General features: G+C 52.3%; 11 protein-coding genes and 1 tRNA gene. 9 read left to right on the forward strand and 3 right to left on the reverse strand.

Translation table 11 applies throughout. The annotated features are described in order from the left end of the window. Positions 1 to 43: 43 nt before the first annotated feature. Positions 44 to 130: transfer RNA gene (locus LGT44_RS18215), tRNA-Leu, on the reverse strand. Positions 131 to 310: 180 nt separating this feature from the next. Here LGT44_RS18215 and queA point away from each other — a divergent pair. The 6 genes from queA to LGT44_RS18245 all read left to right on the forward strand — a co-directional run bounded on the left by queA (position 311) and on the right by LGT44_RS18245 (position 6,777). After that, positions 311 to 1,363 (forward strand): tRNA preQ1(34) S-adenosylmethionine ribosyltransferase-isomerase QueA, encoded by a 1,053-nt coding sequence (queA, locus tag LGT44_RS18220; protein WP_230332089.1) that lies wholly within the window; start codon positions 311 to 313, stop codon positions 1,361 to 1,363. A 23-nt stretch (positions 1,364 to 1,386) separates the two neighbouring features. After that, a complete protein-coding gene (tgt, locus tag LGT44_RS18225; protein ID WP_446751462.1) occupies positions 1,387 to 2,535 on the forward strand; it encodes a tRNA guanosine(34) transglycosylase Tgt in 1,149 nt (382 codons plus the stop codon). An 89-nt stretch (positions 2,536 to 2,624) separates the two neighbouring features. Next, the gene (yajC, locus tag LGT44_RS18230; protein ID WP_145471000.1) at positions 2,625 to 2,990 is read left to right on the forward strand and encodes a preprotein translocase subunit YajC; all 366 of its coding nucleotides are present in this window, start codon (positions 2,625 to 2,627) and stop codon (positions 2,988 to 2,990) included. Positions 2,991 to 3,064: 74 nt separating this feature from the next. After that, positions 3,065 to 4,924, forward strand: coding sequence for a protein translocase subunit SecD (gene secD / locus LGT44_RS18235; protein WP_230332090.1), 1,860 nt, complete (start codon positions 3,065 to 3,067; stop codon positions 4,922 to 4,924). Continuing rightward, a complete protein-coding gene (secF, locus tag LGT44_RS18240; RefSeq protein WP_225691844.1) occupies positions 4,921 to 5,838 on the forward strand; it encodes a protein translocase subunit SecF in 918 nt (305 codons plus the stop codon). The genes secD and secF overlap by 4 nt, the downstream gene beginning before the upstream one ends. Before the next feature lie 87 nt (positions 5,839 to 5,925). Then, positions 5,926 to 6,777, forward strand: coding sequence for a 23S rRNA (adenine(2030)-N(6))-methyltransferase RlmJ (locus LGT44_RS18245; RefSeq protein WP_230332091.1), 852 nt, complete (start codon positions 5,926 to 5,928; stop codon positions 6,775 to 6,777). A gap of 27 nt (positions 6,778 to 6,804) precedes the next feature. Here the strand turns inward: LGT44_RS18245 and LGT44_RS18250 are convergent, their stop codons facing one another. Then, on the reverse strand, positions 6,805 to 8,448 hold the full coding sequence (locus tag LGT44_RS18250; RefSeq protein WP_230332092.1) for an AMP-binding protein: 1,644 nt from the start codon (positions 8,446 to 8,448) through the stop codon (positions 6,805 to 6,807). Positions 8,449 to 8,850: 402 nt separating this feature from the next. On the opposite strand from LGT44_RS18250, the gene LGT44_RS18255 reads away from it, so the two are divergent. Next, positions 8,851 to 9,969 (forward strand): putative solute-binding protein, encoded by a 1,119-nt coding sequence (locus tag LGT44_RS18255; RefSeq protein WP_145471004.1) that lies wholly within the window; start codon positions 8,851 to 8,853, stop codon positions 9,967 to 9,969. 46 nt (positions 9,970 to 10,015) lie between these two features. On the opposite strand, the gene nhaR is transcribed toward LGT44_RS18255, so the two are convergent. Next, positions 10,016 to 10,921, reverse strand: a complete 906-nt coding sequence (nhaR, locus tag LGT44_RS18260; RefSeq protein ID WP_230332093.1) for a transcriptional activator NhaR — start codon at positions 10,919 to 10,921, stop codon at positions 10,016 to 10,018. 103 nt (positions 10,922 to 11,024) lie between these two features. Between nhaR and LGT44_RS18265 the strand changes: the two genes are divergently transcribed. Both LGT44_RS18265 and LGT44_RS18270 read left to right on the forward strand, forming a co-directional pair. Then, on the forward strand, positions 11,025 to 11,741 hold the full coding sequence (locus LGT44_RS18265) for a Bax inhibitor-1/YccA family protein (protein ID WP_230332094.1): 717 nt from the start codon (positions 11,025 to 11,027) through the stop codon (positions 11,739 to 11,741). Positions 11,742 to 11,861: 120 nt separating this feature from the next. After that, the gene (locus tag LGT44_RS18270; RefSeq protein WP_230331569.1) at positions 11,862 to 12,176 is read left to right on the forward strand and encodes a hypothetical protein; all 315 of its coding nucleotides are present in this window, start codon (positions 11,862 to 11,864) and stop codon (positions 12,174 to 12,176) included. Positions 12,177 to 12,190 lie beyond the last annotated feature (14 nt).

Below are 12,190 nucleotides of genomic sequence, written 5' to 3' on the forward strand. Positions count from 1 at the left end.
ATGTTACCACTTCGCACATCACACTGACAGTACTATTTTTGCTTGGTACCAGAGGCCGGACTCGAACCGGCACACCCGCAAAGGCGGGGGATTTTGAATCCCCTGCGTCTACCAATTTCGCCACTCTGGCGCATCAGTAGCGTGTCAGTGGCGCGCATACTACTCGAAAAAAATGCGCTGTCAACAATTTCTCTAATGATTTCCTTAACTTACCGGCTTATCTCCGGTAATCTTGCAGTCCTCCAGTCATTACCGCACCGGCCGGGGCTGCAAGCCGACTTTTGCAGTCTCAGAGCCCGCCAAGAACGAGATGAAGACCAGCGATTTTCACTTTGATCTGCCGGACGAGCTGATTGCCCGTTATCCGATGGCAGAACGCAGTGCCTCACGTCTGTTGTGCCTTAATGGTGCAACCGGTGAGCGTGCGCATCATACCTTTAAAGACCTTGCCTCCATGCTGGAGCCCGGTGATCTGTTGGTGTTTAACAATACCAAGGTGATTCCGGCGCGCCTGTTTGGCGAAAAGCTCAGTGGCGGCAAGCTGGAAGCCTTAATAGAAAGAGTGACCGGTGAGCATGAAGCGTTAGCTCATCTGCGTTCTTCCCGTTCACCGAAGCCCGGCAGCCGGATTTTACTGGGCGGTGTTGAGGTTGAGGTGGTCGGCCGCGAAGGGGCGCTGTTTCAGTTACGCTTCCTTGATGAACGGCCGTTGCTGAGCATTCTCGATGAGGTTGGTCATATGCCTCTGCCTCCTTATATGGAGCGTGATGATGCCGAAGAAGACCGCGAGCGTTATCAGACGGTGTATGCCGAGAAGCCGGGTGCAGTGGCGGCACCAACTGCCGGGCTGCATTTTGATGAACCGCTGTTGCAGGTGCTTAAAGAGAAGGGCGTTAACTTTACCTACGTTACCCTGCATGTGGGCGCGGGTACCTTCCAGCCGGTGAAGGTGGATAATATCCACGATCATGAGATGCACGCTGAGTATATTGAAGTCAGCCAGGATGTGGTTGATGCGGTGAACGCCACCCGTGCTGCCGGTAAGCGTGTCGTGGCGGTGGGCACCACCTCGGTGCGCAGTCTGGAAAGTGCCAGCCAGAGTGGTGAGATTGCGCCTTTCTATGATGAAAGCCGTATCTTTATTTACCCCGGTTACCGCTTCCGCAGCGTCGATGCCATGATCACCAACTTCCATCTGCCGGAATCGACCTTAATTATGCTGGTGTCTGCTTTCGCCGGCCGTGATAACACCATGGCAGCCTATGCCGAGGCCGTTGCCCAGCGTTATCGTTTTTACAGTTATGGCGATGCCATGTTTTTATCCCGTCCGCAGCCAGTGCTGAATGACGCTCAACCGGAATAATGTCCATGACCCGTGAATGTTTTATGCAGTTTGAGCTGCACTCCGAAATTACTGATGGCTCAAGCCATGCGCGCCGCGGCACCATTACCTTTCCGCGCGGCAAAATTCAGACCCCGGCGTTTATGCCGGTGGGAACTTATGGCTCGGTGAAAGGCCTGAACCCCGATCAGGTTGAGGCGCTGGGCGCTGAGATTATTCTCGGCAATACCTTCCACCTGATGCTGCGTCCCGGAACTGAGGTGATTAAAGAGCACGGTGATCTGCATGATTTTATCGGCTGGGATAAGCCAATCCTGACCGACTCTGGCGGCTTTCAGGTGTTCAGCCTTGGTGATATGCGCAAAATTACCGAAGAAGGGGTGGCTTTCCGTTCGCCGGTCAATGGCGACAAGGTCATGATGACACCGGAAAGCTCAATGCAGGTGCAGCGCGATCTGGGTTCCGACATCGTGATGATTTTTGACGAATGCACACCGTATCCGGCGACTGAAAAGCAGGCAGCTGATTCGATGCGCATGTCATTGCGCTGGGCCAAGCGTTCAAAAGACGCCCATGGCGATAACCCATCGGCTCTGTTCGGCATTATTCAGGGCGGCATGTATGAAGACCTGCGTGACGAATCCCTCGCCGGTCTGCTGGAAATCGGTTTCGACGGTTATGCCATCGGTGGTCTGAGTGTGGGCGAACCGAAGCCGGACATGATGCGCGTGTTGCGTCATGTGGCGCCGAAAATGCCGCAGGACAAGCCGCGTTACCTGATGGGCGTGGGTAAGCCTGAAGATCTGGTAGAAGGTGTGCGTCGTGGGGTGGATATGTTTGACTGCGTGATGCCAACCCGTAATGCGCGCAACTCGCACCTGTTCACCTCGAAAGGGGTGCTGAAAATCCGCAACGCCGCCAACCGTACCTACAACGGTCCGGTGGATGATGAGTGCGACTGCTACACCTGCAAAAACTTCAGTCGTGCATACCTGCATCATCTGGACAAATGCAAAGAAATTCTGGGGGCTACTTTAAATAGCATTCATAACCTCCATTATTACCAGACCCTGATGGCCGGTTTGCGCCGCTCACTGGAAGAAGGTACATTTGCCGGGTTTGTCGATGAGTTCTATGCCAAACGGGGCATGAAGACCCCGCCACTGGATCAGGACTCCGGAGCCAGGGAATAAATAACACGCGGCGCTTTACGGTGCCGTCTGTAAACATTTTGTCGTTCAGCCGTGACATACTCGCGGTAAGTAATTGGGAGACTCTCTACATGAAAGCAATTCTGGCAGCTCTGGCCTTAACTACCTCCGGACTGGCTATGGCCGACGGTGGCGCGGCAGCACAACAGCCAATGGGCATTACCGGTCAGCTGGTATTCCTCGGCGGTTTTCTGCTGATTTTCTACTTCCTGCTGTGGCGTCCACAGAGCAAGCGTCAGAAAGAGCATAAAAATCTGATCGGTGGCCTGAGCAAAGGTGATGAAGTGGTAACCGCCGGCGGTATGCTGGGCAAAATCACCAAAGTAACCGATGACTTTGTGGTTATCGAAGTGGCTGACGGCGTACAGTTGCCGGTGCAGAAAGTAGCCATTACGGCGGCTCTGCCAAAAGGCACCATCAAAGACGTTAAAGCTTAAGCCCCGTCTCCGGGCTCAGGACGGTCTCTCAGGAGGCCGTCTTTGTTTTCTGAATAAGGAATAAGGGCAGTTGTATGCTCAATAAATACCCGCTGTGGAAAAACCTTCTCATTGTGCTGGCGCTGATTTTTGCCTGTCTTTATGCCGCACCCAACCTGTATCCGCCCGATGCTGCTATTCAGGTAACGCCGGCCCGTTCTGGCGCTGAAATGTCGGAGGCGGTACTGACTAAAGTCCGTTCTGCTCTGCAGGAACGCAATATCGAATTTTTTGGTGAAGAAGTGACCGGCAGTACGGCATTGTTTCGCCTGACCAGCAACGAAAATCAGTTGCCGGCAAAAGACGCCGTACAGCGTTTGCTGGGTGATGAATTCATTGTGGCACTGAACCTGGCGCCGACCACCCCCGACTGGTTGCTCAATATGGGCGCGGGCCCGATGACGCTGGGTCTGGATCTGAGCGGTGGTGTGCACTTCCTGATGGAAGTGGATATGGATGATTACGTTAAAAGTAAAATCGCCAATTACCGTGAAGAATTCCGTAACCGTCTGCGTGAAGAACAGCTGAAGTACCGTCGAATTCAGATTGAAGATCATAAGCTGCGTATCAGCTTCGTCGATGCTGAAGTCCGGGCGCAGGCTAACAGCTTTATTTCCCGCACCTATCCTGAATTCCTGCAGGAAAATGAAGATAAAGGTGAGTACGCTGACGTTGTTCTGGCGATTACCGAAGCAAAAATCAAAGAATTTGAAGACTACGCCATCAAGCAAAACCTCACGACCCTGCGTAACCGGGTGAACGAGCTGGGTGTTGCTGAACCTCTGGTGCAGCGTCAGGGCCGTAACCGCATCGTGGTTGAACTGCCGGGTGTACAGGACACTGCTGAAGCCAAGAAAATTCTGGGCAAAGCCGCGAATCTGGAGTTTCGTCTTGAAGCCGAGCCGGGTGCCAGTCGTTTCCAGACCGAAGAATATGCCTTCCGTAATGAGCAGTTCCGTACTGCGCGTCTGGAAAAAGCCATTATCGCAACCGGTGACAGCGTAACTAACGCCCAGCCATCCTTTGATGAGAATGGCTTTCCGCAGGTGAATATTGATCTCGACGCCAAAGGTGGCGCGATGATGACTCAGGTTACCCGTAAAGCAGTAAAGCGTCGTATGGCGGTACTCTTTGTCGAGCGTAAACCGAAAACCACCTATGAGCTGGTCGATGGTGTGGAAATGCCGAAAACCATTCAGATTGTGGAAAAATCCATTATTTCTCTGGCAACTATTCAGAGTACGCTGGGTAACAGCTTCCGCATTACCGGCCTGGAATCTGCAGAAGCCTCTGAGCTGGCCCTGCTGTTGCGTGCCGGTGCACTGGCGGCGCCAATGTACTTCGTTGAAGAGCGCACCGTTGGCCCAAGCCTGGGTAAAGAAAATATCGAAATGGGTATTAACTCAGTGGTATTGGGTCTGGCATTAGTGTTGGTGCTGATGGCTGTTTACTACCGCTTGTTTGGTCTGGTTGCCAACGTAGCCCTGTTGGCCAATATCGTTATTCTGATTGCTCTGATGTCGATGATCGGCGCCACGTTAACGCTGCCGGGTATTGCCGGTATCGTATTAACCGTGGGTATGGCGGTGGATGCCAACGTACTGATTTTTGCCCGCATACGCGAAGAACTGGGCAATGGCCGCTCGCCACAGCAGGCGATTCATGAAGGTTATAACCGTGCCTTTATCACCATTTTCGATGCCAACCTGACCACGCTGATCGTAGCGGTCATTCTGTTTGCTGTCGGAACCGGTCCGGTGAAAGGATTCGCGGTTACACTGTCGTTCGGTATTATCACCTCGATGTTTACCGCCATTGTTCTGACCCGCGCCATTATTAACTGGATTTACGGTGGCCGCCGTATTGAAACATTGTCTATCGGAGGTCAGTCATGATTGGGGCGACCAACTTTAACTTTATGCGTCTGCGTCATGCGGCCAGCATTCTGTCGATTATTCTGATTGTTATTTCTATCGGTTCTATCGCAGTCCGTGGTCTGAATCTGGGTCTGGATTTTACCGGCGGTACGCTGCTGGAAGTTCAGTATGAAACACCGGAATCCATCGAGCGCATCTCAACGGCACTGGAAAATGCCGGTTACCGTGATGTAACGGTTCAGCATTTTGGTGCAGAAACCGATGTATTAGTGCGTATGTCAGAAGCCTTCCGCGACAATCTGGGTGCGGAAGTTCTGAATGTTCTGCAAACCCAGAGTGCCGATAATAAACTGACGCTGATGCGCAGTGAGTTTGTTGGTGCGCAGGTCGGTGAAGAATTACGTGACCAGGGTGGTCTGGCTTTATTGCTGGCGTTGTTTGTGGTGATGATTTACGTTGCCGCACGCTTCCAGTTTAAATTTTCGGTCGGCGCTGTGGTGGCATTGTTCCACGACGTAATCATCATTATTGGTCTGTTCTCACTGTTCCAGTGGGAATTTGATCTGACGGTAATGGCAGCACTGCTGGCGGTCATCGGTTACTCGCTGAACGATACCATCGTTGTTGCTGACCATATTCGTGAAAATTTCCGCATGTTGCGCCGCGGTGATTCAGAAGAAGTCATCAACTATTCGATCAATCAGACGCTGGGTCGTACCATTATGACCTCCTTAACCACCGCTTTGGTGTTGTTTGCTCTGATGATTGTCGGTGGCGACCTGATTCATAACTTTGCGGTGGCACTGATGATTGGTGTGGTGGTGGGTACTTACTCGTCGGTATTTGTTGCCTCCAGTCTGTTGCTGATGATGAAGATCAGCCGTGAAGATCTGATGCCGCCGGAAGTGGAAGAAGTGGACGACCGTCCATAACAATTGCCGGTCAGAAAAAACGCATCGCCTGACGATGCGTTTTTTTTATCTTTTTATAACCATTAATCTGAGCACTGCGGACATTCTATGCTGAGCTACCGCCACGCTTTTCATGCCGGCAATTTTGCCGATGTACTGAAACATCTGATTCAGGTTGAAATCCTGCAATACCTGCAGCAGAAAGAAAAACCTTTCGTCTATATCGACACTCACTCAGGTGCCGGTCTGTATTCACTGCAATCGGCGGAAGCAGAGAAGAATGCCGAGTTTGAAACCGGTATCGGCCGTCTGCAGAACTGCGACTGGCCGGAATTACAAAGCTACCTTCATGCGGTGGCCAGCAGCCGTCCGGATCATGATCAGAGTGGTCTGGCAGCCAGTCAGCTTTATCCGGGCTCACCGAGACTTGGGCAGCTGTTTTTACGAGAGCAGGACCGCGCACAGCTATTTGAACTGCATCCGCAGGACTTTCGTTTGCTGGATGAATTAATGGCGACTGACCGCCGCTTGCGTGTTGAGCAAAGCGATGGATTTAAAGGATTAATTGCAGCGCTGCCACCACGTGAACGTCGTGGACTGGTATTAATTGATCCGCCGTATGAAATTAAAAGCGATTATGAGCTGGTGGTTGATACGCTGATAAAAGCCCACCGACGCTTTGCCACCGGTATTTATGCGCTCTGGTACCCTGTAGTGGAACGCAGTCGTATTAATAAACTGGAACAACAGCTTAAGGCCAGTGGTATTGCGCGTATTCAGTTATTTGAACTGGGATTGAGTGCGGATACTGAAGGGCGGGGAATGACGTCTTCCGGCATGATTGTGATTAATCCTCCATGGACACTGAAAGATAAAATGCAGAACCTGTTGCCAAGGCTGAGTCAGCATCTGGCCGGAGAGCAGGGCGTCTGGCGTTGTGAGGAGTTGGCGGGCGAATAACGCCCGCTCTCTTTGATGTTACCTTTATCAGGCTTGCTGCCAGACGACACTCTGGGCATGTTCCCTCTGAATCAGGTCGTGATATTTACTCTCAATTAAGTGGCGTTTGATTTTTAACGTCGGCGTCAGCAAGCCATTTTCCACACTCCAGCTGTCATCAACGACGACCATAGCATCCAGGCGGGCGTGGCTTTCCAGCTTTTTATTAATGTGTTCCAGGGTATGTTGCAGGCTGTCGCGTAAGTGGTCTTTATTATGCGCCTGAGCTTCCGGTGTCAGTACTACCAGAGCAATGGGTTGTTTAAGATTGCTGCCGGTAACACAGATCTGTTCAATCAGTGAATTTTCCATTAATAAGGATTCAATCGGCACCGGCGCGACGTATTTACCTTTGGCGGTTTTGAATATTTCTTTCAGGCGGCCGGTAATCCGGACGTAACCATCACTGTCGACGGTGCCCTTATCACCGGTGCGCAGATAGCCATCGGCGGTAAAGGCTTCGGCAGTTTTTTCCGGCTCCAGATAATACTCTTTCATCACGCAGGGACCTTTCAGCTGAATTTCGCCATCTTCAGCAATGCGCAGATCAACCCCGTCGTAGGGGTGACCAATACAGCCGATTTTATCGCGGCGGAACGGGTAGCTCAGCGTGCCCAGGCCATTGTTTTCCGACATCCCCCAGCCTTCGCTGATATTAATGCCAATGCGCTCATACCAGTGCAGGGTAGCCGGAGAAATCGGGGCCGAACCGGAACCAAACAGACGTGCGCTGTCGAGCCCCAGTTGCTGGCGGATTTTTTTTGCCACAATGCCTTTCAGAATCGGAATACTGAGCAGACGATTGAGCTTCTTCGGTGGGATTTTGGCCAGTACGCCCATCTGGAAGCGTGTCCAGAGGCGCGGCACCGAGATAAATAACGTCGGTGATACGGCCTTCAGGTTTTCGGCAAAGGTATCGAGTGACTCAACAAAAGCAACGCTGAAGCCGTTATACAGGCTGGCACCCTCGACATACACACGCTCAGTAATGTGAGCCAGTGGCAGGTAGCTGAGCATGCGTTCTTTATTGCCAACCTTCAGAGCCTGGGCCAGAGCCTGGCAACTCCAGCCGTAAGAACCAAAGGTGTTAACGACACCTTTCGGATTACCGGTGCTGCCAGAGGTATAAATAATGGTCATGGTGTCAGAGGCATCAGGAAACGGCGAGCTGGCCAGCGGTGGTTGCTGCAGTAATTCCGGCCATTGATAGCGGGCAGGTATATCGCCATACGGCATAGCGAAACGGGTAATGTGGCTGTCGATGGCGGCACACTGGTGTTCGGTATCGTCCAGCTTGCCAATAAATATTGCCTTACAGTTACTGTGGGCAAGTACGTAGCGGATGGTTTCCTGCCCGGCGGTAAAATAAATGGGTACTGAAACATGCCCGGCCATCATGATCGCCAGGTCGGTAATAAACCACTCGGCACAGTTCTTCGACAGAATGGCGATGTGTGAACCTTGTTCGAAGTTCTGCGCAATCAGTGCGTTAGCGATTCTGCGTACCTGATCACCCACCTGTGCCCAGGTGAAATCATGAAAAACCCCATCAATTGGCTGGCGCAGGTAGACGGCATCCGGTGTGGTCTTTTCCCAGTAATAAAGCATTTCGAGAGGTGTCTTGACTGACATGCGTAAATCCTTGTTATTTTTATTGCTGAATTTCGGGCTGTTCACACAGTAATAATTAACTCATTTTTGTTCTGTTAAGAATGGTAAATTGCTGAACAACTGAACACTGATAGCCCACTCCGTTATCACCTGTTTTGTCGAGATCGATTACAGAGGCATAGTTAGCAGTCTGTTTTCTTATTCTGTGCTTTGCACTGGCCTGTCGTAACGGTTATCTCCGGCAATAAAAAGGGTTATAAAGGCAGATTACAACATTGTGGACACGGCACCGTTTATATTTAATGCGCGCTGATTCACAGATATAAGGCCCAAAGGGATAAGCCTTGTATGGTTCATGTCCTTTACTGCCAACAATAAAAACAACAACAACAACCATAAACACCACATCAGCAGGATATTCGGATGATCAAAGGCCTATGGGTTGCCTGCCTGGCAACAGTATTACTTGGCATGCACACGGTGAGTGCAGCGGAGCGCGATGCCAAGCAGCAGGATAAGCTGCAGGCAACGGTAATGAGTCAGAATCTGCCTCTGGAAAAACGGATCAGGGCACTGAAGAAGCTGTACGCTGACCAGCTGGAGAATGGCAAAATCAATCGCAGTTTTTGCGTCTGGGATATGCTCGGAAAGGCCGGTCCGGTATTTGCCGCCGTTGATGATCAGAAGCTCCGTTCGCTGCATTATGGGCTCGACCTCACCATTATCGCCTATCAGGACGAGGACAGTCTGATCAACGATCTGACATCCGGGCAGTGTGATGCCGCTCTGATCAGCGGTAGTCGCGCCCTCAGCTTTAACCGCTTTGCCGGTACGCTGGAAGCACTGGGTGGCATCCCTGATGTGCAGCACCTGCAGATGCTGATGCAGGTGGTTGCCAGTCCGAAAATGGCTGACAGGCTGCAGGAAGGGGATTATGTCGTGCTGGGGGTGGCTTCTCTCGGGGAAAACTACGCCTATTCCGGCAGTAAGACGCTGCATAAATTTGCCCAGATGGCCGGCAAAGATCTGGTCGTGCCGGACAGCGATGTATCGTTACGCGCGCTGGCCGGACAGCTGAAAGCCAATGCCCGTCCGGGAGGTCTGCTGACCAGTGTCGATCAGTTTGTCAGCGGGCAGGCCGAAGCCATGCTGGCGCCACTGGTTGCCTATCATGTCGCGGGTGCCGGTAAGGCAAAACAGGGTATGGGAATAATGAACATGCCACTGTCGCAGTCGACCATTCAGCTGATTGGCCGCAGTGAGCGTTTCCCGATCGGTCTGGCACAGATTCTGCGCGAAGATTTCCTGTTCAAGTTCGATAACTACGTTAAACGGGTTGAAAAAGAGCGGGCGAATATTCCAGCATCGTTCTGGATAGATGTACCGGCCGCCGATCAGGCCAGGGAGCAGGCACGTCTGCGTGATCTGCGTATCGCTCTGCGTGATAAAGGCGTGTACGACCCGCTGATGCTTAAACTGCAGCGCAAAATCCGCTGCAAAGTGGACCCAACCCGCAACGAGTGTCTGAACCCGGTCGAGTAACTCCTGGCTCATGTTCAACTGGTCAGGAGTTCAGCTGGTAAGGAGTTCAACTGGTCAGAAACCCATCCTTGGCGCGGTCAGTAATCAGTCTGACCGCGTTATGGCTGATGCGGCGTTCGGCCGAGATGGCATAGAATTCCTGCACCAGATCATTCACTTCCCCGACGCATTCCACCTGATACTTGCGGCAGATTTCGTCGCGGATAACGGCTGGTGCAAAGAAAAATCCATGGCCTTCATTACCGAAGGCTTCCAGCAGGGCGGAGTCATCAAACTCGCCGGCAATCTGCATGGGAATGCTCAGGCGGTCGAGCCAGCTCAGCAGCTCGGTACGCAGACCAGAAGCGGTATCGGTCGGCAGCAGCAGTGGGGCATCGCGCAGGCATTCAGGAAACTCCCCCAAATAGCGTTCACGCAGTGCCGGAGCGGCAAAGCAAGCCAGCGTACTGCGCCCAAGCAGGTGGTTAAAGCAGCGGATATTCATCCCGGAAGGAATCGGGCTGTCGGCCAGCACCAGATCCAGACGGTGCACGGCCAGCTCACCCAGCAGAGTAGGCATCTGTTCTTCGTGGCAGACGATGCGCATGCGCCCGGATAAACTCAGCGCCGGTACCAGTAAGCGGTGGGCGATGGACTTGGGCAGCGCATCCACAATACCCACGCGAAATTCCAGTGGTCGTTCGGTCGCTCCCTGGTGCATCACTTCCTGCAATTCATCACCGAGGCGGAACATCTCGCGGGTGTAATCCAGCGCCACCCGTCCGGCGTCGGTCAGCTCCAGTCCACGCCCAGCCTTGGCAAACAGGGCATTGCCGAGATCTTCTTCCAGCAGCCTTAGCTGACCGCTGATGGTTTGCGGTGTCACATTCAGCCGTTTGGCTGCGGCAAGAATACTGCCTTCTGCAGCCACCGTATGAAAGTAGAGCAGGTGTTTATAGTTAAGACGTTTCATAAAATGTTCGTAAAAATCGATGTATTAGTGCAAGATAATTCGAATATTATTTTGTATTCGCGCTGCCTACAATGGCGCAATCTCTTACAAACAGGAGTTGGCAATGAATCGTCCCGATTATCTGAACATGAAGTCTGCATCCGCTGAGCCGGTGGTTGTACCGGCTGAACAGAATCAGGCGTATGAAACGCAGGCCGTGGATGGCCGTAAAGTACTGCGTAACACTTATATGCTGCTGTCCATGACACTGATCTTCAGTGCCGGTGTGGCTGGCATGTCGATGGCTTTTAACTGGCCACATCCGGGTATCATCCTGACGCTGGTGGGCTACTTTGGTCTGTTGTTTCTGGTTGAGAAAACCAAGAACAGCGCGATGGGCATTGTTTCAGTATTCGCATTGACCGGTTTTATGGGCCTGACTCTGGGACCAATCGTCTCTATGTACGCCAAACTGCCGGGCGGCACCGATATGATCGCCATGGCACTGGGTACTACCGGCCTGATCTTCCTGACTATGTCTGGCTGGGTGCTGAGCACCGGTAAAGACCTGAGCGGTATGGGCAAAACCCTGATGGTGGGTATTCTGGTCGCCTTCGCTCTGTCTATTGGTAACCTGTTCCTGGGTCTGCCAATGATCTCTCTGGCGGTATCAGCCATGTTTATCATGCTGATGAGCGGCCTGATTGCTTACCAGACCAGTGCCATTATTCACGGTGGTGAGACGAACTACATCTCCGCAACCGTTACCCTGTACGTTGCCATCTACAACCTGTTCCTGAGTCTGCTGCAGATTCTGGGTGTGATGGGCTCCGACGACTAACGATTTCTCTGTGCTCGAGAAGCTCGCCGCAGCACCTTTGGTCTGCGGCTTTTTTTTTGTCTGTTATCCGGCGACCTGGTGGTTGATACGTCTACACTTCCCTGATATCCGGAGAGGTTTATGCGCGTTTATTGGGTCACTTTTTTCAGATGGTTATTGGCAATTCTGACGGCAGGGCTATTGTTTCTGGCGCCAGTGACGTATGCCGAATGCCTTGACCGCGACGCCAAAGCGGCCAGCGACGATAAAGCCAAAAGCTACTTCAAAACGGCCGAAATTTTTCATCCGGCCCGGGTGCTGAAAGTGCACCATCCCAGCCGCCAGAAAGAGGTGGCCAGCTACGTAAAAACCGGTAAAAAATACTACAGCATCTTCACTCTGGTGAATGAAGATTGTCAGGCGCATTTTATCAAGCGCACCCGTCAGGGCGATTAACGGCGTTAGCCTGC

Origin of the sequence: Thalassolituus alkanivorans (assembly GCF_020447205.1) — a bacterium.
GTDB lineage: Bacteria > Pseudomonadota > Gammaproteobacteria > Pseudomonadales > Oceanobacteraceae > Venatoribacter > Venatoribacter alkanivorans.

Excerpts from the sequence above, each read along its gene's own strand:
- queA (WP_230332089.1), top strand. The coding sequence starts at position 311 with ATGAAGACCAGCGATTTTCACTTTGATCTGCCGGACGAGCTGATTGCC.
- tgt (WP_446751462.1), top strand. The coding sequence starts at position 1,387 with ATGCAGTTTGAGCTGCACTCCGAAATTACTGATGGCTCAAGCCATGCG.
- yajC (WP_145471000.1), top strand. The coding sequence starts at position 2,625 with ATGAAAGCAATTCTGGCAGCTCTGGCCTTAACTACCTCCGGACTGGCT.
- secD (WP_230332090.1), top strand. The coding sequence starts at position 3,065 with ATGCTCAATAAATACCCGCTGTGGAAAAACCTTCTCATTGTGCTGGCG.
- secF (WP_225691844.1), top strand. The coding sequence starts at position 4,921 with ATGATTGGGGCGACCAACTTTAACTTTATGCGTCTGCGTCATGCGGCC.
- LGT44_RS18245 (WP_230332091.1), top strand. The coding sequence starts at position 5,926 with ATGCTGAGCTACCGCCACGCTTTTCATGCCGGCAATTTTGCCGATGTA.
- LGT44_RS18250 (WP_230332092.1), bottom strand. The coding sequence starts at position 8,448 with ATGTCAGTCAAGACACCTCTCGAAATGCTTTATTACTGGGAAAAGACC.
- LGT44_RS18255 (WP_145471004.1), top strand. The coding sequence starts at position 8,851 with ATGATCAAAGGCCTATGGGTTGCCTGCCTGGCAACAGTATTACTTGGC.
- nhaR (WP_230332093.1), bottom strand. The coding sequence starts at position 10,921 with ATGAAACGTCTTAACTATAAACACCTGCTCTACTTTCATACGGTGGCT.
- LGT44_RS18265 (WP_230332094.1), top strand. The coding sequence starts at position 11,025 with ATGAATCGTCCCGATTATCTGAACATGAAGTCTGCATCCGCTGAGCCG.
- LGT44_RS18270 (WP_230331569.1), top strand. The coding sequence starts at position 11,862 with ATGCGCGTTTATTGGGTCACTTTTTTCAGATGGTTATTGGCAATTCTG.